Here is a 26023-nt window from a genome sequence, read left to right as displayed (position 1 = left end):
CCCGACCATGGACGCTGCGAGCGCCCCTTCCGCCCCGCCGTCCGGCCGCTCGGGGCTAGCCCGACGGGGCCTGATGCTGGTGCTCTCCTCGCCCTCCGGCGCCGGAAAGACCACGCTCTCGCGGCTGCTGCTGGCACAGGACAGCCGCATCACCATGTCGGTCTCGCTGACCACCCGCAAGCCGCGGCCCGGCGAGGTGGAGGGCACCGACTATTATTTCACCGACGAGGCCGGCTTCCGGCACATGCGCGACACGGGCGCGCTGCTGGAGCATGCCACGGTATTCGGCAATCTCTACGGCACGCCGCGAAAGCCCGTCGAAGACGCGCTCGCCCATGGACGCGACGTGCTGTTCGACATCGACTGGCAGGGCACCCAGCAGCTTGAGGAGAGCGAGTCGGCCAAGCGCGACCTCGTGAAGGTCTTCATCCTGCCGCCCTCCGCCGCCGCGCTGGAGGAACGCCTGCGGGGGCGTGGCCAGGACAGCGACGAAGTGGTGCACGAGCGCATGGCGAAGGCCGCGGCCGAAATCAGCCACTACAGCGAATATGACTACATCCTCATCAATGAGGATGTGGAAGCGTGCCTCGCCAAGCTCAAAGCCATTCTTCAGGCCGAGCGGCTGCGGCGCCAGCGGCTGACCGGCCTTTCCCATTTCGTCAGCAGCCTGATCGGCAGCCTCTGAGATCGCGCGCATTTTTGCGCGCCCCCTCTGGACCTGCCTCACGCAGGTTGGCGCAGCTTTTCCCAGCAATTGGCGAGGCGCACGAAACCGGCGACGTCGATTTCCTCGGCGCGCTGGGTTTCCTCCACCTCGGCGGCGGCAAGCAGGGCCTGGGCATCGACGCCCAGGGACTTCAGGCTTTGCCGCAGCATCTTGCGGCGCTGGCCGAACGCCGCCTCCGTCACCTTCTCCAGCACCGCGAGGCGGCATGGCAGCGGGTGCGCGCGCGGCACCAGATGCACCACGGAGGACGTGACCTTCGGCGGCGGCACGAAGGCGGACGGGGCAACGTCAAACAGGATGCGGGCCTCGGTCCGCCAGCCGGCCAGCACCGCAAGACGTCCATAGGCCTTCGAGCCCGGCTCGGCGACGATGCGCTCTGCAACTTCCCGCTGGAACATCAGGGTGAGGGAGGAAAACCAGGGCGGCCAGGGCTCACACGAGAGCCAGCCCACCAGCAGAACGGTCGCGATATTATAGGGCAGGTTTGCCACCACCCGCGCCGGCTCGCCACCGAACAAGGGGGCGGCATCGATCTTCAGCGCGTCGCCCTCGATCACCTGGAGGCGACCGGGATAGGCTTCGGCGACTTCCGCGAGCGCCTCGATGCAGCGATGGTCGCGCTCCACCGCCACCACGCGCGCCGCCCCGAGGGCCAGGAGCGCCCGCGTGAGCCCGCCGGGGCCGGGCCCGACCTCCAGCACGTTCGCGCCTTCCAGGGCGCCCGACCCCCGCGCGATGCGCGACGTGAGATTGAGATCCAGAAGAAAGTTCTGCCCCAGCGACTTCTGCGCCGAAAGCCCGTGGCGGCGGATCACGTCGCGGAGGGGCGGCAGTTCGTCGATGGCGCTCATGCTCCCCGGCCCGGCTCGGTCAGGCGCCAGGCGAGGCCCAGGGCCGCCAGCAGGCTGGTGGGATTGGCCCGCCCCGTGCCTGCCAGGTCGAACGCGGTACCATGGTCCGGCGAGGTGCGCACGAAGGGCAGGCCGAGCGTCACATTCACCCCGTCGTGAAACGCGAGCGTCTTGGCGGGAATCAGCACCTGGTCGTGATACATGCCGATCACGACGTCGTATCCCGCGCGCGCCTCCGCGTGAAACAGCGTGTCGGCGGGACGTGGCCCCTGCGCGTCGATCCCTTCCGCGCGCAGGGCGGCGATGGCGGGGCGAACCACATCCTCGTCCTCGCGGCCGAGCGTGCCGTCCTCGCCCGCATGGGGATTGAGCCCGGCGAAGGCGAGGCGCGGCGCGGCGATGCCGAAGCGCGCGCGCATGTCGCGATCGACGATGCGCCCGGTCTCAACAAGCAGGGCCTGCGTCACCTGCGCCGGAACCTGGGCCAGGGGAATATGGATCGTGGCCGGCACCACGGCGAGCAAGGGCGACCAGATCATCATGACCGGATGGGGGATGGTGCCATCGGCCGCCGCGCAGCGGGCCGCGAGATATTCGGTGTGGCCTGGAAAGGGAAAGCCGGCCGCATAGACCACGGATTTCGCAAGCGGTGCCGTCACCAGGGCCCGGGCGGCGCCGGACATCACCAGATCCACGGCGCGGTCGAGGCTCTGAACCACCGCCGCGGCGCTGGTCGCATCGGGCACACCGGGCCCCGCCGTGGCGCGCGGGCCGGCGGCGACCACCGGAAGGGCGGTTGCAAAGGCATCCATCGCATCCTGCGGGGCGACCGTGCAGACCGGCACCGGCAAGCCGAGCAGCCGGGCGCGCGCTTCCAGCAAGACGGGATCGCCGACCGCGAAGAAAGGCGGGCAACCATTCCGGGCGCGATGAGCCCATGCGGCGAGGGTCAGGTCCGGCCCGATGCCGGCGGGCTCACCAAGGGTGAGCGCGAGCGCCGCGGGCATCAGCGGTAGACGATCAGGGCGCTCTTGCGCAGTTCGGTCAGGAGCCGCTTGGATTCCGCCTGGAACTGCGCGGTTGCCAGCTGGTCCTTCACGTCGCGCTTATTCGCCGCCTCGCCGCGCACCTCGCGCTTGGCGCAGACGGCGAACACCTCGACGCCGGACTGCGTCACTTCCGCGGGCGCAAGCCGGCCGACTTCGGTCTTGTCGAGCAATTGGCGCAGCGCCGCCGGCATTTCGGACGACAGGCGCAGGACCGGCGACCGCACCACCGTCTCCTTCATGGTCTTGACCATCGCGAGGCCGCTCTCGCATCCGTTGAAGCGCGTGCGGAGCGCGTTGGCCTCGGCGAGGCGCGCCGCATAGGCATTGCTGCCGCGGGGCACGACGAGAACGATCGGTGTCAGCGTGTATTCCGTCGCCACCATCGAGGCGTTGCCGCTCTGGTTGATGGCCGCGAGCACGTCCTGGTCGCGCACCGAGACGCTGGGCGCGCGGGCGCGCACATATTGCTGCCAGATGTTGTCGGCACGCAGCTTCTGCTTGAAGGCGTTCGGCTCGATGCCGCCCTGCTTCAGCCCGTCGGCGAGTTGGTCCGCCGTGCGCCCCGAGCGCGATGCGACGTTGGCGAACAGATCGTCGATCTCCTTCTGATCGAGATCGATGCCCAGCTTCGCCCCTTGGGAGATCTTGAGGCGATCGTCGATCACTTCTTCGAGCGCTTCCTTCGCGCCGACGTTCTTGCGCTCCAGCAGCGTGTGCATTCGCTGCCGCTGGGCGACGTCGAAACTGGTGATGGGCGCCCCATTCACCATGGCGAGAATCTGCTGCGCGCTGGCCCCTCCGCTGGAAAGGGCTGCAACGGCAAGGCTAAGGAGGAAGAGGAAGCGGCGGCACGACTGCATCGGTCAACCCGGATTGGCTCGGCGAGGGGCGGGAGACGAAGGCCTCCCTGCGCGCTTAACCCGCGCCCTTCGGCTTGTAAATGCTTGTTGCCGCCTCCTGTGGCGGCATTTGGGCCGCGCGCGCCGCGAAGCCCGCGCGCGGGCGTCACTGCGTCGAGCTGCCGATCGCCGACTTGACCTTGGTTTCACCCAGGGTGCGCAATCCGATGGTGAGCATGACCGTATTGTTCGGGCCGTTGTTCGGCCCGTTGATCGAATAATCGGAGAGATAGGTCAGAGCCAGGGTGAAGCAATCGTCGGCATAGGTGATGGCCGCCGTGGTCATGTCGATGCTCGCCTGGGCGATGTTGTAGCGGATACCGCCGCTGACCGACCACACGTCCGTCAGCTTGTAGCTGGCGGTCGTCAGGACGCCCTCGCGCTCCTGGTAATAGCCGAGCAGGGGCTGGGGCTCATAGCGGCCATAGGTTGCGGACAGGGAGAGGCGGTCGATGCTCGTGCGCCCCTCAAGTTCCAGCCGCTGCAACGTGTAGTTTTCCTCGTCGAAGCGGAAGCGGGAGATGAATTCGAGATTGTTGGTCGGCGAATAGCTGAACCGGGCGACATAGTCCGAGGTGCTCGTCTCCAGGCCCGATTCCAGGCCCGTGTTCGCCATGTCGCCATAGGCGAAAGAGTTCTTGCCGAACAGGCTGTAGGACTGGCCGACCACCGCCGAGATGACGCCGGCGCCATTGAGCGCGGCGGTATAGGTGACACCCACATTGAGGCGGCTGCCACCTTCGACCCGGTCCCAACCGGAATATTTGCTGACCGAGAACAGATTGGCATCGTCGAACACGAGGCTCTGCGCATCCTCGTTCGGGAATTTGCCGATGCTGGTCTCGTTGGGGCGGATGATCAGCTGGGCGCGCGGCTCGATCGTCTGCGTGCCCCAATTCTCCACGGAGATGAAGGGATAGCGGTAATCGAGGCCGATCACCGGCATGGCGCGGATCAGGTCGTCATTGCCGGACTGAAGCACATTCTGTCCCGCCAGCGTGGGCCCGTCGGTGTAATTGGTGGGCAAGGCGCTGATATTGGCGTGCGCCACGTCCACGCGGGCGCTGGCGAACGGCGTCCACATCTGCCCGGCGGCGTCGGTCAGCGTCTTCTTCCAATAGAACTCGCCGCTGAGCCGCTGGTAGTCGCCCGGCGCGCCGCGCAGCAGGCATTGGGTGGGGTTCGGATTGCTCAGCAGGCAGGAGCCGGGCGGAATGCCGGTTGCGCCGCCCACCCAGGAGGTGGCCGCCGAAGTGCCGACAAAGTCGGCCTCGGTGCGCGACACGGAGTTGAAGTTCACCTTCACGCCCGCTTCGCCGCCGAAGATCGGATTGCCGAAGACATAGTTGTAGTTGAACGTTCCGACCACCGGGATGAGGTCCTGGTTGTCGGTGACCGACAGGCCGAGGAAGTACATGCCCCGCACGTCGAAGAAGCTGCGATCGCCCTGGCCGGTCAAATAGGCCTGCGAGATCTTCTCCGTTTCGGCGGCGCCGATCAGCCCATAATCCCGCAGGAAGGTGCGGTCGGAGGTCAGCGTGCCGTCCCAGCCCCATTGCCACTGGCTGTTGATGACGAAATTGCCCGAGCTCTGCACCATGCCGCGGTTTTCGCGATAGCCCGGCAGGCCGGCGAACTGCTCGATATCCTGCTGCTGGATGCCGGCGGCGCGGATGTTATAGGACCCGTCGATCAGCCGCTGGCGCCATTCTCCCTTGGCCAGCAGGCCCTGCTTGGAGAAATAGAGCGGATCGAAGGTGAGGTCGCGGTCGGGCGCGATGTTCCAGAAGAACGGCACGCCGGCACCGATGCCCAGCATGCTGTTGTTGTAGAATTCCGGCATCAGGAAGCCGGTCTTGCGCTTCACCGTGGGGTCGGGCGAGGAGAAGTAAGGGAAATACGCGAACGGCAGCCCGAAAAACTCGAGCGTGGCGTCCTTGTAATAGATCATCTGCTCATTCTGATTGTGAATGATGCGCGCCGCCTTGATCTGCCAGAGCACCGGCTTTTCCGGATGGTCCTTGCAGGGTTCGCAGGCGGTGTAGACGCCATTCTGGAACACCGTGATGTTGCCGTCCGTGCGGTCGGCGCGTGTTGCCGCGAAATGGGTCTTGTCCGGCGTGTCCACGCGCAGTGACTCCAGGAACCCGTCCCGGAAGTCCTCGGTCAGCTGCATGGTGTTGGCGGTCAGGATCTTGCCGTCGGGCTGCTTCAGCAGCACGTCGCCCTCGGCGCGCAGCGTGTTCGCCTTGCGGTCGAAGGTCACGCGCTTCGCCTCCAGGGTGGAGCCGTCATAATAAATCTGAACGTTGCCGACCGCCGAGATCTTGTCGTGCTCGTAGTCGTAGACCAGCTCGTCGGCGGTCACGAGCATCTTCTTGTTGGGGTCCGCCTTGGGCATCTTGGTGTTGGCAAAGCTCGCCGTCTGCGCGGCCGCCGTGCCGGGTTGCAGCACAGCAAAGGCCAGAGCAGCGCACAGGAGGCCGACGACAAAAGCCCAGCCGCCCCCGCTGCGGCGCAAGGCGCGCCGGCCGGTTGCAGCTCCATGGCCTTCGGCGGGGGGAAACCCGACCGTCATCCGTCCTCCCGGTGCAACAATACGAGAATCCCCAGGAATATCCCCGCCACCGCTGGAAACCATGCAGCAGCAACGGGATGCACCACGCCCGCCTCACCTAAATCCTCGGCGAGCTTGGTTCCCAGATAAAGCAGAAAGCCCGCCACGACGCCACCGAGAATCGTCTGACCGACCCCCCCGAAGCGGAACACGCGCAGGCCGACCACCGCGGCGATAAGTACCATGGCCACGAGCAAAAATGGCCGCGCCAAAAGGCTTTGAAGCTGAAGCCGGTAGCGGCTCGCGCCGAAGCCCTGCTGCTCTGCACTCTCGATCGCCGACGGAAGTTGCCAAAAAGACACGGTATCGGGCGAGATCAGGCTCTCCTGGACCTGCGAGGGGTCCAGATTCGTCGCAACAAGGTAAACGGAATAGGTCTGCTGCTCGAACCCCGGCACCAGCACGCGGACATCCTGCAAACGCCAGAAACCGTCCTCCAGTACCGCAGAACGCGCCTCGATGCGCTGCACCAGGCGATCCTTGCGATCGAACTCGAACATGGTCACGCCCACCAGCTCGCGCCCGCCCTGCTGGGAGGAGCCGGCCTGGATGATGGCTTGGCCGTCGATGCTCTGCTGGCGCACCCAGAAGCCCGCCTTCCCCTGGGCCATCAGCCCGGCGGTGGTGTTGAAGATCTCCCCCTCCATCCGATTCGCCCGTTCCTTGAATTCCGCGGAGACGGGGTTGAACAGGGTGGTGGAGGCGACGCCGATCAGGAAGGCGACGAGCACAGCCGGAAAAATGAACTGCCACGCCGAAAGCCCGATCGCCCTTGCAACCACCAGCTCAAGCTTGCGCGAGAGCGTCACGAAGGTGGCGATGGCGCCGAAGAGCACCGCGAACGGCAATAATTGCTCGGTGAAGGCGGGCGTCCGGTAGACCGTCAGCAGGCCCACGACCAGCGAGGTCACCTCGTCGCGGTCCGCCGTGCGGCGGGTCATCTCGAGGAAATCCACCAGCATGATCAGGGCGACGCAGGAAAAAAAGATCATCGCCACGGACGAAAAGAAGCGTCGCGCGAAATAGAAGCCGAGGGTTTTTCCGATCATGGCTCAGGTCGCCGAGAGCCGGGAAACGCGCAAGGCGATCGCGTCGATGATGCGGGTGAGGAATCCGGGCACGGCGATCTTGACCCGTCCGTCGAGGGCGAGCGCGCACAGCACGATTGAGGTGATCGGCAGCAGATAGGCGATGGGCACTGCCGCCGCCGAGGTCCGCAACTGGCCGGTCACGACGAAATTCGCGATCTGGAGCGTCACCATGATGGGGATGATCGCCGTCAACGCCAGCGCCCGGCCCTGGCGCGTGGTGCGCGGACGGGCCAGGGCGGCCGCCGCCACCGCGAAGAACGCGAACGGGTAGAGACCGGAAGAGAGGCGCTTGTGGACCTCCTCGCGGAAGCGTCCCCCCTGCCCCATGATGCGGTACATGTCGTTTGCGGGCGGGTTCAGCACATATTCGAACGGCCGCTCGTTCGGGCGGATATCGACCGCCTGCGAGCCCGGGGCGAGCTCGGACAACCCGAACGCGTAGCGCTGGAACGCCACGACCGAGCCGTTGCTGTTGGACCCGGAGGTCCGCCGGTGAATGGAGCCGTCTTCGAGCACCAGGAAAATGCCGTTGGGAGTTTCGACGATCTGCCCACGATCCGCGAGATAGGTGGAGATTTCCTTTTCCCGCGCGTCATTGATGAAAACGCCGTGCATCACGCCATTGGCGGAGCGCTCGCGCACGTGGAACACCAGGCCCTGCGCCAGGTTCACGAAACGGCCCGGCTGCGCCACGAACGACACAACGTCCGCGCGAACCCGCGACACCTGATCGCGAAACATGCGCAGGCTCCCAGGCACCAGATCGATCGAGAGCGCGGCGCAGAACAGCGAGACCAGGGTGGCGAGAAGAATCATCGAGCGCAGCACGCGCCAGTGGCTCATGCCGGCCGCGGCCATCACCACGATTTCGGAATCGCCGTTCAGCTTCAGCAAGGTATAGGCCGTGGCGATGAACAGGGCCGCGGGCGCGATCACCAGGATCAGGGTCGGCACGGACAGGGATGTGATTGCGAAGAAGGCCAGGATGGTCTGGCCTTGGCTGGTCACGAGGTCGAGCTGGCGAAGCGCCTGGGTCGACCAGATCATTGCCGTCAGAACGATGGTCACGCCCAGGAAGGCGACCGCCGCGGTCTGAAAAATGTAACGATCGAGACGGCCCATACATCCTCGTCAGACGCGTGATCGCCGCCCCGTCACGCTTCACCTTGGAACCGCTCCTGGATAGCGGCTTCCACGGTGCGGTGCAAATGCGGCACGCCGGGGGCACCGGGATAGCCCCCGCCCGCCAGGGTTAAGCTTAATGTGCGCCGAGCACGGCGGCGCAGGCCGGCGGAAGGTCCGCGAGAATCAGGGGCGGCGTCGGCTTCGGCGGGACCTTGGGGGGCTTGGGATGCAGCACCTCGTCCGTGAACCACCAGGCAAGGTCCGCACCGCACCCATCCCCCTGGGGCGGCGGTTCCTGGGGCCGGCAATCGGGACTGTCGGCCGGGCAGCTCAAGCGCACGTGCATGTGATAATCGTGCCCCCAATAGGGACGCACCTTGGTCATCCAGCCCCGGTCGCCGCGCGCATCGCGGCACAGCGCTTTCTTGATCGCGGCATTCACGAAGATGCGCTCGACGCGCGGATCGAGGGCGGCCGCGCGGATGACGGCGATATGGTCCGGCGTCCAGACCTTGGGATCAACGTCCAGCCGATCGGGGCGCACCACCATGGTGGCCGAGAGGCTCTCGCGTTCCGCGCGCGACAGTTCGTGCCCTGGGCTCGGGGTCAGCCAGATGTCGGCATCAAGGCCGACCTGATGGGACGCGTGGCCGGTGCGCATGGGGCCGCCGCGCGGCTGCGCCATGTCGCCCACGAGGATGCCGCGCCAGTTCGAGACCGTGGGCACGACCGCCGCGAAACGCTCAAGAAAATCAATGAGGTCGGGGTGACCCCAATTGCGATTGCGCGACAGCCGCATCACCTGCCATGTGGCGCCGGTGACCGGCAGGGCCGCGCCGCCGGCAAGGCAGCCCTTGGAATAAAACCCCACTGCCCGCGCCGCGAGCGGGGCGGGAGCGTTGACCGCACCGAACAACTCGCGCGCCGGCACAGCGGCCGCCCCGCCGGGTGCGGGGCTCTGCGCGCGCACCGGTTCCGCCGCCACGAGCGCCACGGCGGCAACGAGCGCGGCCGCAAGATTCCAGAGTCGCCGCAGCGCGATCGAGGTCCGGCGTGCGATCATACCGTGCCCTTGCGGGTGAGAATGACGAAATCCTTGTCGGTGCGCGTTCCCGGATGGGCCGGCAGGTCGGTGATCAGCAAGGTGGCGCCGGGGCTCAGCATGGCACTCAAATCCCGGTTGATCGCGGGATCCACCACGATACGCGAGAGCGCCTCCTGAGCAAGGCCAGGCTGCGCGCCGTTGCCCTCGTAGCTCACCGCCATCCAGCGCGGCGTGCGCCCGACGCCATCGGCGGCCAGCAGATACACCACATTGCCGAGCGGCTTTGCCGGGTCCTGAACGGTAATCGCGCCTTCCAGCACCACCGCCCCGCCGCGCAACACGATCAGCTTTCGGTCGGCGCCGCTGGCGACCAGGGAAACCGGATCGCCGGCCGCCGCGACCAGGGTCGGCTTGGCGTCGGCATCGAACATCTTGTCCACGTCCGCCGGCAGGATCAGGCCCGGATCCAGCACATCGGTCGGCCCGCTATGGCTGTCGGCGATGATCACCGGCGTCCCAACCTGGGTGATGGAGAACAGCAGCTTGGCGAAGGCGAGCGGCAGGTGAACGCAGCCGTGCGAGGAAGGATAGCCCGGCAACCCGCCCGCATGGAGCGCCACGCCAGACCAGGTGAGCCGCTCCGAATAGGGCATGGCGGCATCATTATAGACCGAGGAATGGTGATCCACGTCCTTGTTCAGGATGGTGAACACCCCGGTTGGCGTGTCATGGCCCTCGCGCCCGGTCGAAACGGTGGAAACGCCGATGCGCACGCCGTTGCGATAGACGAAGCAGCGCTGCTGCGGCAGCGACACCACGATGGCGACCAGCCCTTCGGGCGCCCGTTCGGGGTACCAGATAAAGGTCCCCGGCTTCAGGTCGCGGATGGCGACCTCGTCGGGATCGTCGGCTGCCCGCACCACAAACAGGGGCGTGGACAGGAGGCCCACGCCCGCGCCGCAGAGGGCGCGCAGCGCCGCCCTCCGGCTGAAGATCATCCCCGCACCCATCGCACCCATCCCGTCTGGCCGGTTTGCGCAAGAACGTAAGCGAGGCAAGTTCACCGTTCGTTAAGCGCGTTCCTGCGCCGGTACGGGCTCAGCCGCGATAAATCGGCGCGCCGGAAGGGGCACCCGTGGTGCCGCCGTCCACCACGATCTCGGCAGCGGTAATGTTGGAGGCATCGTCGGATGCCAGGAACAACACGGTCTTCGCCACTTCCTCCGCTTCGCCCACGCGGCCGAGGGGAATCGAGCGGGCAAGGCCTGCATCGAGCGCCGCGCGCGCTTGCTCGGTGGGCGCGTAGGCCGACCAGATGGGCGTGCGCGCCGCTCCCGGCACCACGACGTTCACCCGGATGCCGCGCGGCGCAAGCTCGGAAGCAAGAACCCGCGACATCGCCCGCACGCCGGCCTTGCTGGCCGCATAGGCCGCCCAATTGGGCGCGCCAAGCACCGCCAACACCGAGCCGTTGAGCACCACCGACCCGCCTTTTTCCAGGAACGGCTCGGCGGCCTGAACCGTGAAGAACACGCCGGTCAGGTTGGTACGGATGATGGTCTCGAACGTCTCCTTGCTCGTCTGGCCGAGCGGCGTGGCGCCACCGATGCCGGCATTGGCGAATACGATATCCAGCCCGCCGAACGCTTCGGCCGCCTGCTTCACGGCGAGGGCCGTGGCCTCGAAATCCCCCACGTCGGCCGGGAGTGCCAGGAGGTTCGGGCCAAGCTCGGCGGCCGCCGCGTCCAGGGTCTCCCGGTTCCGCCCGGTGATCGCGACTTTCGCCCCTTCCGAGATGAAGAGACGGGCGGTGGCCAAGCCGATTCCGCTGTTGCCGCCGGTGATGAGGGCCCGCTTGCCTGAGAGACGCATCGTAAACTCCATCATTTGGTTGCATATTGAAACCTGATGGACGTGTAGCGCTTTTGGTTTTATGATGCAACCTGTTTGATGATGGCCATCATTGAACAAGCCCGGCGGAGAGGAGAGCCATGAAACGCACGCGACTGGACGAAGCCACCTGCCCCATCGCCCGGACACTGGACGTCGTGGGCGATTGGTGGTCGCTGCTGATCGTGCGCGACGCCTTCCTGGGAAAGCGCCGGTTCGGGGAATTTCAGAAGGGGCTGGGGGTGGCCAAGAACATCCTCTCGGCCCGGCTGAAAGCGCTGGTGGCGGATGGAATTCTTGCCAGCGTTCCCGCCTCGGACGGCAGTGCGTTCAACGATTATGTGCTGACGCAGAAGGGTCGCGACCTGTTCCCGGTCGTCATCGCCCTGCGCCAATGGGGCGAGAAACACGGCTTCGCCAGCGGCGAGAGCTTTCCGCCGCTGGTGGATGCCGCCTGCGGCATGCCCATCGCCCCGCTCGAAGTGCGGGACGCCGCGGGAAAGACCTTGCAACCGCAGGACACAATCCTGCTGCCGCTGCCTCAGGAGGCGTAGGGATTGGCCTTTTCGCGCAACGTCATGCGGATCGGCACGCCCGGCAGGTCGAACGCCTCGCGCAGGCTGTTCGAGAGATAGCGCAGATAGCTGTCCGGCACGGCGTCGGTGCGCGAGCAGAAGATGACGAAGCTCGGCGGGCGGGCCTTCGCCTGCGTCATGTAGCGGATCTTCAGCCGCTTGCCGGAGACCGCCGGCGGCGGATGGGTGTCGGTTGCCTGTTGCAGGAAGCGGTTGAGCGGATTGGTGGGAATGCGGATGTTCCACACGCGGTAGGTTTCGGCGATCGCCTCCACCAGCCGGTCCAGCCCGCGTCCCGTGAGCCCGGAAATGGGGATGATCGGCACGCCCTTGATCTGCGGCAGCAGGTGGTCGGCCTCTTCCCGCAGCCGGCTCATGAGGCCGCTATCGGGGACGAGGTCGGACTTGTTGAAGCCGATCACGATCGCCCGGCCCTCGCGCTCCACCAGGTCGGCGATGCGCAGGTCCTGTTCCTCGAACGGGCGGGTGGCGTCGATGAGCACCACCACCACCTCGGCGAACTTCATGGCGCGCAGGGCATCGGCGGCGGAGAGCTTCTCCAGCTTGTCGTCGATGCGCGCGCGCTTGCGCAGGCCGGCGGTGTCGAACACGTCGAGCCGGCGGCCCCGCCATTCCACTTCCACCGAGATGGAATCGCGGGTGATGCCCGCTTCCGGCCCGGTCAGCAGCCGGTCTTCGCCCAGCAGGCGGTTGATGAGGGTGGACTTGCCGGCATTGGGCCGGCCCAGAACCGCGACCTTGATGGGGCGCTTGGCGCGCTCCTCGTCGGTTTCCTCGCGCTCGTCGTCGGCGTCTTCGGGCTTCATCGTATGGGCGGGAAGCGCGTCGCAGATCGCGTCATACAGATCAGACAGGCCCTCGCCATGCTCGGCCGATAGCGGGATCGGCGTGCCGAGGCCAAGCGCATAGGCTTCCATGGAGCCGGCTTCTCCGGCCTTCCCCTCGCTCTTGTTGGCGACAAGAATGGTCGGCTTGCCGGATTTGCGCGCCAGGGCCGCGAAGGCGCGATCCGTGGGCGTGAGGCCGGAGCGCGCATCCACCATGAACAGGAGCGCGTCGGCATCGCCAATGGCGGCCTCGGTCTGCGCCCGCATGCGCCCTTCAAGGCTCGCAGGGTCGGCTTCCTCCAGCCCCGCCGTATCGACGATGCGGAACGAGAGGTCGCCCAGGCGCGCATCGCCCTCGCGGCGATCGCGGGTCACGCCGGGGCGGTCGTCCACCAGCGCGAGCTTCTTGCCCACGAGACGATTGAACAGGGTCGACTTGCCCACATTGGGCCGGCCGACGATGGCGAGGGTAAAGGACATGTTTTTTAAGCTCGGCGCACGCGCGCCCTAGAGTCAGTTGGTGCCCGGCGCGGCCGCAGGAGCATTTGGCTTGGCGGCCGAGATCGCGTCAAGCGACACGTTGGCGTTGGAAGGCTGGTCCAGCGGCGCGGTGGCGCTGACGCCCGGCACGCCGTTGGGAAACACCGGCTGGCGCGTGCCCGAAAGCGGGGTCTTGCGCTCCTGGAACGGGTTGATCTTGTCGAAATCAAAGCTCTCGCAGCCGGTGAGGGCGAGCAGGGCAGAGCCGGCGAGAAGCAGGCGCAGCATCCGGTTCATGGGAAAGCTCCTCATTTCGTGGGGCCGCCGCTTTCCGCCGGGCCGGGACCGGCGGCGGAAGGTGCGGCGGGCGCCGATGCGGACGGGGCGGGAGATGCCGGCGCGGCCAGAGCCGGAACGGCGGCCGGAGCCTCCTTGGCCTTCGCCTCGGCTGCCGCGGCCGCGGCTTCCGAAGCCGGCGCCGGCTGGGCGGCAGCAGCGGTGAGGGTGCGGATCAACTCCATGCGGTTGCGCACGCCGAGCGGCACTTCCGGATCGTCGATGGCCTGCTGGGCGGTCTTGTTGGCGTCGGCCAGATTGCCGGCCTTGAACTGCGCCAAAGCGAGCAGTTCGCGCGCCGAATGGCGCAGCCCGCCCGTGCCGTCGGCGAGCGGCTGGAGCTGCGCCTTGATCTCGGCCAGCGGGGCCGTGTCCACCAGCAGAAGGGAGGCGCGCACGCTCGCAAGGTCGCGCAGCACCGGCGACAGGGTGCCGTCATTGGCGAGCGCCATGAAGGCGGCGACCCCGGCCGCCTTGTCCTTGGCGCCGAGTTCGCCCGCCGCGCGGAACCGCGCCAGGGTGCGATAACCGGCCGGCCCGTCCTTGGCCAGCGCCTCGAAGGCGGCTTGTGCCTCGGCGGCCTTGCCATCGTCGGCGAGGGTGCTGGCCGCCTCGTAACGGGCGCCGGCGGCCTGCGCCTTCTGGAGGCTGTAATAGCGATAGGCGCTATAGGCGCCGGCGGCGGCGATGATCGCGACCACCAGAAGGATGAAATAAATGCCGAAGCGGTCCCAGAGCCGGCGCAGCCGGTCGCGCCGCAGGTCTTCTTCGATCTCGTGGAAAATGTCGGTCATGAATGGTCCGCAACAGGCACGCGCCGAAACGGCCCGGACAAAGCCCAGGCCAAGGGCGCGTAAACTAGCCATGCGGCTGCATCGTGGCAAACCCTTCCGGGCGGCGGGACCCCGGTGCGGCTAAAGTTTTGCCCGCAGATGATCCAGAAGCAGCAGGAGCAGCCCCGCCAGGAGCCCCCAGACCGGCGCCCCGAGACCGAAGGCCGAGACCCCCGACACGGTGGTGGTGAAGGTCGCGACCGCCGCGATCCGCCCCTTTTCCTCCGCGAGCGCGGCCGTGAGCGCGCCGGTAAGAGGGGACAGGAGCGCAAGCCCCGCGATGGTCGCGATCAAGGCCGGCGGCAGGGCCGCGAACACCGCCACCATGGTGGCGCCGAACCCGGCCAGGAGAAAATAGAACAGCGCGTAGAACGGCCCGGTGAGGAAGCGCTTCGCGGGATCGGGATGGGCGTCCTTGCCGGTACAGATCGCCGCCGTGATGGCGGACAGTGTCACCGAATGGGAGCCGACCGGCGCCAGGATCAGCGAGGCGAGGCCCGTCGCCGCGAGGATCGAGCCGGTCGGCGGCTGATAGCCCGAGGCCCGCAGCACCGCGAAGCCGGGCAGGTTCTGCGCCGCCATGCTGACGAGGAACAGGGGCACGCCGAGCCCCAGCATCACGGCGGGGTCGAACACCGGCCAGACGAGGGTGAGCTGCGGCATTTCCCAGCCGCCGGTGAGCGGCGTATTGAGGCCGAAGGCGAACACGCCTGCGCCGCCGGCTACGAGCACCGCCAGCACCGCCCAGCTCGGCGAGAACAGCCGCACCAGGAAGAACAGCGCCAGCAGCGGCAGCACCAGGGCCGGGCTCGCCGCCGCATGATCGGCCACCGCCATGACGAAACGCGCCAGCACGCCGGCCAGCATCGCCGCCGCCACGCTCACGGGGATCCGCGCGACGAGGCGCCCGAGCGGACGGATGGCGGCGCACAGCATCACCAGCACCGCCGCCAGCAGAAAGGCGCCCACCGCCGCCTGCATGCCGATGCCGGCCCCAAAGCCGGCGATCAGCGCGGCTCCCGGCGTCGACCAGGCGGTGACGATGGGCATGCGGTGCCGCAGGCTGAGATAGAGCGTGCTTCCCGCCGCCCCAAGGCACACGGCGGCAACCCAGGAGGCGGTCTGCGCGGAGGTCGCCCCCAGCACCGCCGCCGCCGAAAGAACCAGCGGCACCGTGCCGCCGAACCCCACCAGCGCCGCCACGAGCGCGGCGATCACCACCGACAGGCGAAGCACCGGTCCTTCGCCTTGCCCGTGCGGCTGGGTTTGAGCGGGCGCGTCCACGGCGGCCTCAGCGATCCTGAGCCCGAAGGACGGGCTCCAGCGCCATCAGCGCCTGTCGCCGCGCCCGCAGCCCGAGCGGCTCGTCCACCGCGAAATCGAGCGACATGAAGCGCACGAAGACGAAGGTCCGTCCGCCCTTCTCCGCCCAGCCGACAAACCAGCCGAGCGGGCGCGTGCGGTCGAGCGACCCGTCATTGAGCTGAAGGAATCCCGACCCCGTCTTGCCGTAGAGCAAATAGCCGGCCGGCTCCTCGGGCAGCTTCAGCAGGGCGACGGTCTTGTCCACCGCATCGGCGCTGACGGGCAGCTCGCCCTTCAGCATCTTGCGCAGGAAATCGACCTGCTCGCGGGGCGAGATCTGGAGCGAGGAGGACAGCCATGCGCGAATCAGGCCGTTGTCCTTGCCCGGATCGCCGGAGAGATTCTCATTGCCGTAGGCGAACGCCTTCACATAGCCGGCGAATCTTTCCGCCCCGAGATTGCGGGTCAGCACCTGGGAATACCAGACGACGGAATTCTTCATCCAGCTCTGCGGCGTCTGCGGGCCGGCCCAGGTCTCCTTCTGCGCCCCCTCGCCCTCCGCGAGCCCCGGCTCGGTGGTGAACACCGGCGCCGTCGCGCTCTTCAGGATGCCGCTGTCATAGCCCATCAGCGCCAGGGCGATCTTGAAGGTGGAGGCGGGAGAATGCCGGCTTGCGCACAGCCCCTGCTTCGCCACCACCTGGGCGGTTTTCAGCTCGGTAACGAGAAGGCAATCCTCCGCCGCCGCGGCGGGACGGGCGAGCGCCAGCGCCGCGACCAGAAACAGGCCGAGCATGGCCAGCGCGCGCCGCCCCCACGCACGGAACAGGCCGCGCGCAGGGTTTTCAATAAGGAAGGCTGCGATACCGTCCGCTGGCCGGCTCACGCCTTCGGCACCCTGGGCGCATAGGTGTGCTCGGGCCCGGGGAAGGTGCGCGCCCTGACCTCGTCGGCATAACTGGCCACCGCCTGCTCGATGGCGGGGCCCAGCTCGGCATATTTCTTCACGAACTTCGGCACCCGCTGCCCAAGGCCGAGCATGTCTTCCAGCACCAGGATCTGGCCGTCGCACGCCGGGCTGCCGCCGATGCCGATGGTCGGCGTCGCGATCTCCTGCGTGATGCGGCGGGCCACCGGCTCGGCCATGGCCTCCAGCACGATGGCGAAAGCGCCGGCCTCCGATACCGCGCGGGCGTCCTCCACGATGGCGGCGGCCTCCGCATCGTCGCGGCCGCGGGCCTTGAACGAGCCGAGCGTGTTGATCGCCTGGGGGGTCAGGCCCACATGGCCCATCACCGGCACGCCGCGATCCACCAGGAAACGCACGGTCTCCGCCATGCGCACGCCGCCTTCCAGCTTCACCGCCCCGGCGCCGGTCTCCTTGAGCACGCGGGCGGCGGTATGGAACGCCTCCACCGGGCTCGCCTCATAGCTGCCGAACGGCAGGTCCACGACGATCAGCGCCCGCTTGGTGCCGCGCACCACGGCACGGCCATGCACGATCATCATCTCCACCGTCACGGGAACGGTGGTTTCCAGCCCGTGCATCACCATGCCCAGGCTGTCGCCGACGAGGATCACATCCACATGGCGATCCAGCAGCTGGGCGGTATGGGCGTGATAGGACGTCAGGCTGACGATGGGGTCCCCGCCCTTGCGCGCGAAGATTTCCGGCGCGGTGACGCGCTTGGCGTCGGCTTGGATGGACATGACGCGTTCCTCGGTATGTTTTTGCTTGAAGTCTGGTTGGACGGGAACCCGGCGCATGGCTCCGTCCGAAAAGTCAGCCCATGACGGGCACGCCGACGACATAGGGATGGAAGAGGAAGGCCAGCAGGAGATAGGCGACCAGCCCGCCGGCCACCGCCAGCACGTCTCCGCGATAGCCTTGCGGCGCCACCGGGAGCGGATCGCCCCGGCGCTTCAGCGAGATGCGGTCATAGACCGCCCAGGCGAGCACGGAGCCGAACAGGACGATCGAGGCGATATCGCCATTGGCCAGCAGGTGGGCCAGCGCCCAGATCTTCACCGCCACCAGCAGCGGATGCTTGAGCTTCGCCTTGATGTGGCTCGGCACATAGGCCGCGACCCCGGCGATGGCGGCGAACAGCATCAAAAGCATGGTGATATGGCGCATGAACGCCGGGGGATCCCACACCGGCGCCGAGCCGGCCGCCCGCCACAGGGCAAATCCATAGGCCGTGAGCAGCAGGCCGCTCACCGCCACGAGCGAGAAGAAGCCCTTGTACTGCCCCTCGCCGAGGCGGGCGATCAGATGCGCCCGCGCGCCCCTCAAGCTGATCAGCACATGGACGCCCAGCAACAGGACGAGCCCGAACAGCATCATGTACATGCGCGCATTTCCTTGCCCGACACCCTCGCTCCACCGCAGGGCACGGCCGCTCACACGGACGTGCCTTTGCGCGGGGCGAGGCGACATTAGAGCATGGCGAGGAAATGTCGATCAGGAATTGGTCGCAGCTTATACATATAAGATATTGATATTGCTATGTATATTTTAAATGTTTCGCATCCGGGCCGAGCCGGCGCGCGGCGCGGGCCACCAGCGACGGCACTTCGCAGGGCGCCCCTGCGCCGGACGCATGGGGGAAGCGTGTCGGCGGGTCTTTGATTCGTCGCCCGGCCATGGTATGCGCCACCGCCAACTCGATAACGCAGCCGGGACGAGCTCTTCCGCCGCGTTTCCTTCTTCCCGGCCGACCTTCGGCCGCGCTCATATCAAGGAGTTGGCCATGTCGTCGCCCAGCGTGCCCCGCTCGATCCACCCCATTTCCGGTTCGCCCTTTCGCGAAGCGCTGACCTTCGACGACGTGCTGCTGCTGCCCGGCCCGTCGGAAGTCATGCCCGGCGATGTGAAGCTGATCAGCCGCCTCACCTCCACCATCACCCTCAACATCCCGATCCTCTCCGCCGCGATGGATACGGTGACCGAATCGCGCCTCGCCATCGCCATGGCCCAGGCCGGCGGCATCGGCGTCATTCACCGCAACCTCACGCCGGAAATCCAGGCCGAGCATGTGCGGCAGGTGAAGAAGTTCGAATCGGGCATGGTGGTGAACCCCGTCACCATCCACCCGGACGATACGCTCGCCGACGCCCTGGCCCTGATGAAGCGCTATTCCATCTCCGGCATCCCGGTGGTGGAACGCGGCTCCAACGGGCGCGGCGGCAAGCTGGTCGGCATCCTCACCAACCGCGATGTGCGATTCGCCACCGACCCCACCCAGCGGGTCGCCGAGCTGATGACCAAGGACAAGCTCATCACCGTGGATGAGAGCGTCGACCAGAGCGAAGCCAAGCGCCTGCTGCATCACCACCGCATCGAGAAGCTGCTGGTGGTGGACAATGAGTATCGCTGCGTCGGCCTGATCACGGTGAAGGACATCGAAAAGGCGGTCGCCAATCCCAATGCCGCCAAGGACGAGCAGGGCCGCCTGCGCGTCGCCGCCGCCACCACGGTGGGCGAGGACGGCTACGAGCGCACCGAGCGCCTGATCGACGCCGGCGTGGATCTCGTGGTGGTGGATACCGCCCACGGCCATTCCCGCAAGGTGCTGGACCAGGTGGAGCGCATCAAGCGCCTGTCCAACAAGACCCAGATCCTGGCCGGCAACATCGCCACCGCCGACGGCGCCAAGGCGCTGATCGACGCCGGCGCGGATGCCATCAAGGTGGGCATCGGCCCGGGCTCCATCTGCACCACCCGCATCGTCGCCGGCGTGGGCGTGCCCCAGCTTACCGCCGTGATGGACGCGGTGGAGGCCGCCCAGGCCACCAACACCCCGGTGATCGCCGACGGCGGCATCAAATATTCCGGCGACCTCGCCAAGGCGCTCGCCGCCGGCGCCTCCTGCGCCATGATCGGCTCGCTGCTCGCCGGCACGGACGAGAGCCCGGGCGAAGTGTTCCTGTTCCAGGGCCGCTCGTACAAATCCTACCGCGGCATGGGCTCGGTGGGCGCCATGTCGCGCGGCTCGGCGGATCGCTATTTCCAGGCGGAAGTGCGCGACACGCTGAAGCTGGTTCCGGAAGGCATCGAGGGCCAGGTCGCCTACAAGGGCCCGGTTTCGGCCGTGCTGCACCAGCTCTCCGGCGGCCTGCGGGCGGCCATGGGCTATGTGGGCGGCGCGGACCTGGCCGAATTCCGCGAGAAGGCGCGCTTCGTGCGCATCTCCTCCGCCGGCCTGCGCGAAAGCCACGTCCACGACGTGACCATCACCCGCGAGAGCCCGAACTATCCCATGAGCGGGATCTGAGGGACCAGCGCTCGCGCGGACGGACCCGCCGCGTCAGCGATCAGGCTTGCGGATCGAAAAAAGCCGAGGCTGCATGCCTCGGCTTTTTTTTGTTGCGCGATTGCGCGGGCTGAAGGCGCGGACGGCTGCCCGTGCCTTAATCCGCGCGCCGCCTCTATTCCGCCGCTTCGCGCCGGGCCGGATCGTAATTGAGGATCGGCGCGAGCCAGCGCTCGCCCTCCTCCACGCTCCAGCCCTTGCGGGCGGCATAATCCTCCACCTGGTCGCGCTCGATCCGGCCGACGCCGAAATAGGCGCTCTCGGGATGGGAGAAATACAGCCCCGAGACCGCGGCCCCCGGCCACATGGCGTAGCTCTCGGTCAATTCCAGGCCGATGCGGCTTTCCGCGTCGAGGATGGAGAACAGCGTTCCCTTCTCGGTGTGGTCGGGCTGGGCGGGATAGCCCGGCGCGGGACGGATGCCGCGGTATTTCTCCAGGATGATGTCATCCGTGGAGAGCCCCTCCTCCGGAGCATAGGCCCAGAACTGGGTGCGCACCAGATGGTGCATCCGCTCGGCGAAGGCCTCCGCCAGCCGGTCCGCCAGGGCCTTCACCAGGATGGCGGAATAATCGTCGTTGGCGTGCTTGAAGGCATCGGAACGCGCCTGCTCGCCGAAGCCGGTGGTGACGGCAAAGCCGCCCACATAATCCGGCACGCCGGTTTCCAGCGGTGCGACGAAATCCGAGAGCGCCAGATTGAAGCGGCCCTCGCGCCGGGCCAATTGCTGGCGCAGGGTGTGCAAGGTGGCGAGCGGGGTTTTGCGGGTGTCGTCGCGGAACAGCACGATGTCGTCGCCGATGCTGTTGGCGGGCCAGAAGCCCACCACCGCCTTCGCCGTCACCCACTTTTCTTCCACCATCTGGGCCAGCATGGCCTGCGCATCCTTGAACAGGTTGCGCGCCGGCTCGCCGATCACGGGATCTTCCAGGATCGCCGGATAGCGGCCGGACAATTCCCAGGATTGAAAGAACGGCGTCCAGTCGATGAACGGAACGAGGTCGGCGAGGTCGTGGTCTTCGAACACGCGGGTGCCGAGGAAGGTGGGCTTTGGCGGCAGATAGGTCGAGAAATCGAGCTTCAGCCCGTTGTCCCGCGCCTTTGCCAGCGGGACGCGCTGCTTGGCGGCATCCGCGCGGGCGTGGGCATCCGCCAGCTTCACATATTCCGCCTTCACGTCGGCCATGTAGGAGGCGCGCGTCTCGGGGTTGAGCAGGTTCGCCACCACGCCGACGGCGCGGCTCGCATCGGTGACATAGACCGCCTGCCCGCGCTCATATTGCGGGGCGATCTTCACCGCCGTATGGACGCGCGAGGTGGTGGCGCCGCCGATCAGCAGCGGCACCACGAAGCCCTCGCGCTCCATCTCGGAGGCGACGGAGACCATCTCGTCCAGCGACGGGGTGATGAGGCCGGACAGGCCGATGACGTCCACATTCTCGCGCTTGGCGGTTTCCAGGATCTTGGCGGTGGGCACCATGACGCCGAGGTCGATGACCTCGAAATTGTTGCACTGCAGTACGACGCCGACGATGTTCTTGCCGATGTCGTGCACGTCGCCCTTCACCGTCGCCATCAGGATCTTGCCGGCGGAGGAGGATTCGGTGGTGCCGTTGTCCAGCTTCTCCTGCTCCATGAAGGGCATGAGATAGGCCACCGCCTGCTTCATCACGCGGGCGGACTTCACCACCTGGGGCAGGAACATCTTGCCGGCGCCGAACAGGTCGCCGACCACGTTCATGCCAGCCATCAGCGGGCCCTCGATGACATGCAGCGGACGCGCCACCTGCTGGCGCGCTTCCTCGGTGTCGGCGTCGACGAATTCGGTGATGCCGTTGATCAGCGCATGGGCGAGGCGCTTGTCCACCGGCCAGGTGCGCCAGGCGAGATCGGCTTCCTTCTTTTCCTTGCCGGCGCCGCCCTTGAAGCCTTCGGCGAGGGTCAGCAGGCGCTCGGTGGCATCGGCATCGCGGTTCAGAACCACGTCCTCGCACGCTTCGCGCAGCTCGGCGGGGATTTCGTCATAGACCGCGAGCTGGCCGGCATTGACGATGCCCATGTCCATGCCCGCCTTGATGGCGTGGTAGAGGAACACGGCGTGCATGGCCTCGCGCACCGGCTCGTTGCCGCGGAACGAGAAGGACAGGTTCGAGACGCCGCCCGAAATATGGGCGTGGGGCAGGTGCTCGCGGATCCAGCGCGTGGCCTCGATGAAATACACGCCATAGGGCGCGTGCTCCTCGATGCCGGTGGCGACCGCGAAGATGTTGGGATCGAAGATGATGTCCTCGGGCGGGAAGCCCAGTTCCTCGGTGAGGATCTTGTAGGCGCGGGCGCAGATCTGCGTCTTGCGCTCGAACGTATCGGCCTGCCCCTGCTCGTCGAACGCCATCACCACCACGGCGGCGCCGTAGCGGCGCACGAGGCGCGCCTGGGCGCGGAAGGCGTCCTCCCCCTCCTTCATGGAGATGGAGTTCACGATTCCCTTGCCCTGGATGCACTTCAGCCCGGCCTCGATGATCGCCCACTTCGAGCTGTCCACCATCACCGGCACGCGGGAGATGTCGGGCTCGGCGGCAACGAGGTTGAGGAAGGTGACCATGGCCTTCTGGCTGTCCAGCAGGCCCTCGTCCATGTTGATGTCGATCACCTGCGCGCCGTTTTCCACCTGGTCGCGCGCGACATCGAGCGCGGCGGGGAAATCGCCGTTGGTGATCAGCTTGCGGAAGCGGGCCGAGCCCGTGACATTGGTGCGTTCGCCCACGTTCACGAATGGGATCTGCGGCGTCAGCTCGAACGGCTCCAGGCCCGAAAGCCGCAGCATGGGCGGCAATTCCGGCACCGCGCGCGGCTTGTGGACGGAGACCGCCTTCGCCACGGCGGCGATATGGTCCGGCGTGGTGCCGCAGCAGCCGCCGACGATATTGACGAGGCCCGAGGCGGCGAACTCGCCCACCAGGGCCGCCATGGCCTCGGGGCTCTCGTCATACATGCCGAATTCGTTCGGCAGGCCGGCATTGGGATAGGCGCATACCAGCGTGTCCGCCACCTTGCCGATCTCGGCGATATGGCCGCGCATCTCCTTGGCACCAAGGGCGCAATTGAGGCCGATGGAGAACGGCTGGGCGTGGCGCAGCGAATACCAGAAGGCGGCTGGCGTCTGGCCGGAGAGCGTGCGCCCGGAGAGGTCCGTGATGGTGCCGGAGATCATCACCGGCACGCGATACCCCAGTTCGTCGAACAGCCCCTCGATGGCGAAGATCGCGGCCTTGGCGTTCAGCGTGTCGAAGATGGTCTCGATCAGCAGCAGGTCGGCGCCGCCGTCCAGCAGGCCGCGCGCCTGCTCGCCGTAAGCGACGGCGAGTTCGTCGAACGAGGTGGCCCGGAAGCCGGGATCGTTCACGTCCGGCGAGATGGAGGCGGTGCGGTTGGTGGGCCCGATGGCGCCGGCGACGAAGCGGCGGCGGCCGTCCAGTTCCTGCGCCTGCTTTGCCGCTTCCTTGGCGAGGCGCGCGCCCTCCACGTTCAGTTCGTAGGCGATCTCCTCCATGCCGTAATCGGCCTGGGCGATGGTGGTGGAGGAGAAGGTGTTGGTTTCGACGATGTCGGCGCCGGCCATGAAATACTTCAGGTGGATGGCGCGCACGTCGTCCTGCCGGGTGAGGTTCAGCAGGTCGTTATTGCCCTTCACGTCCCGCGGCCAGGCGGCGAAGCGCGCGCCGCGATAGCCGGCCTCGTCCAGCTTCAGGCCCTGGATCATGGTGCCCATGGCCCCGTCCAGCACCAGGATGCGCTCGCGCGCGGCGGCATGGAGGGCGGCGGTGGTTTCGTTTCGGGTGTCGGTCATGGTGCACCACTGATCCCGTCTGAGGGGCGTTGATCGTCTACCGGGGTCGGCGGCCCGGACCGCGAAGGCGGCACCGCCGCCGACTTAGAGAGGAAATCTCAGACCGCGACGGCCTGCGCAGGCGCCGCCTCGGTCTCCTTCGCCCGCACGCCGAGCAGGTGGCAGATGGCATAGACCAGATCGGCGCGGTTCAAGGTGTAGAAATGGATATCGCCGGCGCCGCGATCAACCAGATCGGTCGCCTGCTCGGCCGCCACGGCCGCCGCGATCAGCTTGCGCGTCTCGGGATCGTTGTCGAGGCCCTCGAAGCGCTTGGCGAGCCAGTCCGGCACGCTGGCGCCGGTGCGCGCGGCGAAGTTGGCGGCCTGCTTGAAATTGGTCACCGGCAGGATGCCGGGCAGGATCGGAATATCGATGCCGCGCGCGCGTACCTTGTCCAGATAGCGGAAATAGACGTCGTTATCGAAGAAGAACTGGGTGATGGCGCGGGTCGCCCCATTGTCCACCTTTTCCTTCAGATAATCGATGTCGGCATCGATGTTCGGGCTCTCGGGATGCTTCTCGGGATAGGCCGAGACCGAAACCTCGAAATCCCCGAGCCTGCGGATCCCCGCCACGAGGTCGCAGGCATGGGCGTAGCCGTCGGGATGGGGCTCGTACGTCGTCCCGACGCCGCTCGTGGGATCGCCGCGCAGGGCGACGATGTGCTTCACGCCGGCCTTGGCATAGGAGCGGATCACATCGTCGATCTCCGCGCGGGAAGCGGCGACGCAGGTGAGATGGGCGGCGGGGGACAGGTCGGTCTCGCGCACGAGGCGCTCGACGGTGGCATGGGTCCGCTCCCGCGTGGAGCCGCCGGCCCCATAGGTCACGGAGACGAAGCGCGGCGCGAGCGGCGCAAGGCGCGCCACGCTGGCCCACAGGTTGCGCTCCATCTCCTCGCTCTTCGGCGGGAAGAATTCGAACGAGACGCCCACCGGCGCCTTGCCAATTTCCCGGCTCGCACGGATCGGCCCGGCCATCACGCAACCTCCCTCTGTTCTTGGGCTTCGGCGACGCGCGGGTCGCGGGCAAGCCATAAGGATACCGTCAGCGCATCGCCGCCGCTCCGCTCGGGGGCGAGCAGGCGATGCAGGGTCGGAACCAGCCCGGCCTGGGCCAGCCAATTCTCCACCGCCTCGGCGGAGAAGCCGAGGCGACGGTGGGCATGGGCCTCGCGCAGGAATTCCAGGTCGTGCGGCGCAAAATCGATCACCAGCAGGCGCCCGCCGGGCCGCAGCAGGCGCGCGGCCTCGCGCACCGCGCGGCCGGCATCGTCCAGGAAGTGCAGCACCTGGTGGATGATGATGGCATCGAAGCTCTCGCGCGGCATGGCGAGATTGTAGATGTCCCCCTGGCGGACCGAGCAATTGCGGATGCCCGCCTGCTCCAGATGGGCGCGCGCGATGCCCAACATGTCGGGAGAGAGATCGACGCCCACGCCGCGACCGATCTCGGGCGCAAACAGCTCCAGCATGCGGCCGGTGCCGGTGCCGAGATCCAGCAGCGCGTCGATCGGGCGGCCGGACAAGGCCTCGCGCACCGCCGCCTCCACCGCCGTCTCGGGCACATGAAGGCTGCGGATGGCATCCCATTGGGCGGCGTGGGCGGCGAAATAGGTCTGTGCCGCCTGGGCGCGGGCGGCCCGCACCTCGGCGAGGCGTTCGAGATCGCGCCGCGCCACATCGTCCTGCGGGTCGAGCAACTGGAGCAGGATGCCGGCGAGATGCGCCCCCGGCCCTTCCGCGGCGCGGCGATAGAACATCCAGCTGGCCTCGCGGTGCCGCTCCACCAGCCCGGCATCCGCCAGCAGCTTGAGATGGCGCGAAATGCGCGGCTGGGACTGGCCGAGAATCTCGGTGAGGTCGGACACGGTCAATTCCGCCTCGCCGAGCACGGCGAGCAGGCGCAGGCGCGTGTCCTCCCCGGCCGCCTTCAGCCCTTCGAGAAGGACGGCGTAAGGCAGCGGCTTCGCCGTGAGATCGTGGCCAACTAAAGACATAAAGATATCTTTATATTGATCCGAAGCCGTTTTCAAGCGGCTCGACCGTTACCCTTCTGCAACGCAGATCAGGATTGCACCACGATTAGGTGACCGACGCGTCTTTGCGTTGCACCGCCCTCGGGCGAGCGTTACGAGATCAAGGGAA

The 26023-nt window shown here is 67.2% G+C and carries 22 protein-coding genes; 3 read left to right on the top strand and 19 right to left on the bottom strand.

Annotated features, from left to right (window positions below; genetic code table 11):
• The first annotated feature begins 7 nt into the window (after nucleotides 1–7).
• Nucleotides 8–685, top strand: a complete 678-nt coding sequence (gmk, locus tag V5F84_RS06340; RefSeq protein ID WP_394042275.1) for a guanylate kinase — start codon at nucleotides 8–10, stop codon at nucleotides 683–685.
• Nucleotides 686–723: 38 nt separating this feature from the next.
• On the opposite strand, the gene rsmA is transcribed toward gmk, so the two are convergent.
• From rsmA to V5F84_RS06295, 9 genes are all read right to left on the bottom strand, one after another.
• A complete protein-coding gene (gene rsmA, locus V5F84_RS06335; RefSeq protein ID WP_394042276.1) occupies nucleotides 724–1578 on the bottom strand; it encodes a 16S rRNA (adenine(1518)-N(6)/adenine(1519)-N(6))-dimethyltransferase RsmA in 855 nt (284 codons plus the stop codon).
• Nucleotides 1575–2585 carry a 4-hydroxythreonine-4-phosphate dehydrogenase PdxA gene (gene pdxA / locus V5F84_RS06330; protein ID WP_394042277.1) on the bottom strand — a complete coding sequence of 337 codons (1011 nt, stop codon included), beginning with the start codon at nucleotides 2583–2585 and terminating at the stop codon, nucleotides 1575–1577. Before pdxA ends, rsmA begins: the two co-directional genes overlap by 4 nt.
• Nucleotides 2585–3397, bottom strand: coding sequence for a peptidylprolyl isomerase family protein (locus tag V5F84_RS06325; RefSeq protein WP_394042278.1), 813 nt, complete (start codon nucleotides 3395–3397; stop codon nucleotides 2585–2587). Before V5F84_RS06325 ends, pdxA begins: the two co-directional genes overlap by 1 nt.
• Nucleotides 3398–3632: 235 nt before the next feature.
• A complete protein-coding gene (locus tag V5F84_RS06320; protein ID WP_394042279.1) occupies nucleotides 3633–6104 on the bottom strand; it encodes an LPS-assembly protein LptD in 2472 nt (823 codons plus the stop codon).
• On the bottom strand, nucleotides 6101–7192 hold the full coding sequence (gene lptG, locus V5F84_RS06315) for an LPS export ABC transporter permease LptG (protein ID WP_394042280.1): 1092 nt from the start codon (nucleotides 7190–7192) through the stop codon (nucleotides 6101–6103). Before lptG ends, V5F84_RS06320 begins: the two co-directional genes overlap by 4 nt.
• 3 nt (nucleotides 7193–7195) lie before the next feature.
• Nucleotides 7196–8356 (bottom strand): LPS export ABC transporter permease LptF, encoded by a 1161-nt coding sequence (lptF, locus tag V5F84_RS06310; RefSeq protein ID WP_394042281.1) that lies wholly within the window; start codon nucleotides 8354–8356, stop codon nucleotides 7196–7198.
• A 136-nt stretch (nucleotides 8357–8492) separates the two neighbouring features.
• Entirely contained in the window at nucleotides 8493–9422 is a 930-nt protein-coding gene (mepA, locus tag V5F84_RS06305; RefSeq protein ID WP_394042282.1) for a penicillin-insensitive murein endopeptidase, read from the bottom strand.
• Complete coding sequence (locus tag V5F84_RS06300; protein WP_394042283.1) at nucleotides 9419–10414, bottom strand: L,D-transpeptidase; 996 nt, start codon at nucleotides 10412–10414, stop codon at nucleotides 9419–9421. The genes mepA and V5F84_RS06300 overlap by 4 nt, the downstream gene beginning before the upstream one ends.
• 88 nt (nucleotides 10415–10502) lie before the next feature.
• Nucleotides 10503–11276: an SDR family oxidoreductase gene (locus V5F84_RS06295; RefSeq protein ID WP_394042284.1), complete on the bottom strand. Its 774-nt coding sequence runs from the start codon at nucleotides 11274–11276 to the stop codon at nucleotides 10503–10505.
• A 119-nt stretch (nucleotides 11277–11395) separates the two neighbouring features.
• Here V5F84_RS06295 and V5F84_RS06290 point away from each other — a divergent pair, with 119 nt between their 5' ends.
• Complete coding sequence (locus V5F84_RS06290; RefSeq protein WP_394042285.1) at nucleotides 11396–11848, top strand: winged helix-turn-helix transcriptional regulator; 453 nt, start codon at nucleotides 11396–11398, stop codon at nucleotides 11846–11848.
• Here V5F84_RS06290 and der read toward each other — a convergent pair.
• The 7 genes from der to V5F84_RS06255 all read right to left on the bottom strand — a co-directional run bounded on the left by der (nucleotide 11836) and on the right by V5F84_RS06255 (nucleotide 18024).
• On the bottom strand, nucleotides 11836–13197 hold the full coding sequence (gene der / locus V5F84_RS06285; protein WP_394042286.1) for a ribosome biogenesis GTPase Der: 1362 nt from the start codon (nucleotides 13195–13197) through the stop codon (nucleotides 11836–11838). The genes V5F84_RS06290 and der overlap by 13 nt on opposite strands.
• 33 nt (nucleotides 13198–13230) lie before the next feature.
• Entirely contained in the window at nucleotides 13231–13494 is a 264-nt protein-coding gene (locus V5F84_RS06280) for a hypothetical protein (protein ID WP_394042287.1), read from the bottom strand.
• An 11-nt stretch (nucleotides 13495–13505) separates the two neighbouring features.
• Entirely contained in the window at nucleotides 13506–14327 is an 822-nt protein-coding gene (locus V5F84_RS06275; RefSeq protein WP_394042288.1) for a tetratricopeptide repeat protein, read from the bottom strand.
• 120 nt (nucleotides 14328–14447) lie between these two features.
• Nucleotides 14448–15650, bottom strand: coding sequence for a benzoate/H(+) symporter BenE family transporter (locus V5F84_RS06270; protein ID WP_394042289.1), 1203 nt, complete (start codon nucleotides 15648–15650; stop codon nucleotides 14448–14450).
• Nucleotides 15651–15657: 7 nt separating this feature from the next.
• Entirely contained in the window at nucleotides 15658–16557 is a 900-nt protein-coding gene (gene blaOXA / locus V5F84_RS06265; protein ID WP_394042290.1) for a class D beta-lactamase, read from the bottom strand.
• Nucleotides 16554–17381, bottom strand: a complete 828-nt coding sequence (gene panB, locus V5F84_RS06260; protein ID WP_394042291.1) for a 3-methyl-2-oxobutanoate hydroxymethyltransferase — start codon at nucleotides 17379–17381, stop codon at nucleotides 16554–16556. Before panB ends, blaOXA begins: the two co-directional genes overlap by 4 nt.
• A 73-nt stretch (nucleotides 17382–17454) precedes the next feature.
• Nucleotides 17455–18024: an NnrU family protein gene (locus tag V5F84_RS06255; RefSeq protein ID WP_394042292.1), complete on the bottom strand. Its 570-nt coding sequence runs from the start codon at nucleotides 18022–18024 to the stop codon at nucleotides 17455–17457.
• Nucleotides 18025–18424: 400 nt separating this feature from the next.
• Here V5F84_RS06255 and guaB point away from each other — a divergent pair, with 400 nt between their 5' ends.
• Nucleotides 18425–19948, top strand: a complete 1524-nt coding sequence (guaB, locus tag V5F84_RS06250; protein ID WP_394042293.1) for an IMP dehydrogenase — start codon at nucleotides 18425–18427, stop codon at nucleotides 19946–19948.
• Nucleotides 19949–20102: 154 nt separating this feature from the next.
• Here guaB and metH read toward each other — a convergent pair whose 3' ends face one another.
• The 3 genes from metH to V5F84_RS06235 all read right to left on the bottom strand — a co-directional run bounded on the left by metH (nucleotide 20103) and on the right by V5F84_RS06235 (nucleotide 25875).
• Nucleotides 20103–23834, bottom strand: coding sequence for a methionine synthase (gene metH / locus V5F84_RS06245; RefSeq protein ID WP_394042294.1), 3732 nt, complete (start codon nucleotides 23832–23834; stop codon nucleotides 20103–20105).
• A gap of 98 nt (nucleotides 23835–23932) precedes the next feature.
• The gene (metF, locus tag V5F84_RS06240) at nucleotides 23933–24856 is read right to left on the bottom strand and encodes a methylenetetrahydrofolate reductase [NAD(P)H] (protein ID WP_394042296.1); all 924 of its coding nucleotides are present in this window, start codon (nucleotides 24854–24856) and stop codon (nucleotides 23933–23935) included.
• Complete coding sequence (locus V5F84_RS06235; protein ID WP_394042298.1) at nucleotides 24856–25875, bottom strand: ArsR/SmtB family transcription factor; 1020 nt, start codon at nucleotides 25873–25875, stop codon at nucleotides 24856–24858. The genes metF and V5F84_RS06235 overlap by 1 nt, the downstream gene beginning before the upstream one ends.
• Between the last annotated feature and the right edge of the window lie 148 nt (nucleotides 25876–26023).

This window comes from Roseixanthobacter liquoris, assembly GCF_043195135.2.
Lineage (GTDB): Bacteria > Pseudomonadota > Alphaproteobacteria > Rhizobiales > Xanthobacteraceae > NCEH01.
Note: the sequence above shows the minus strand (reverse complement) of the source record. Positions and strands in the feature narration are given on the sequence as shown.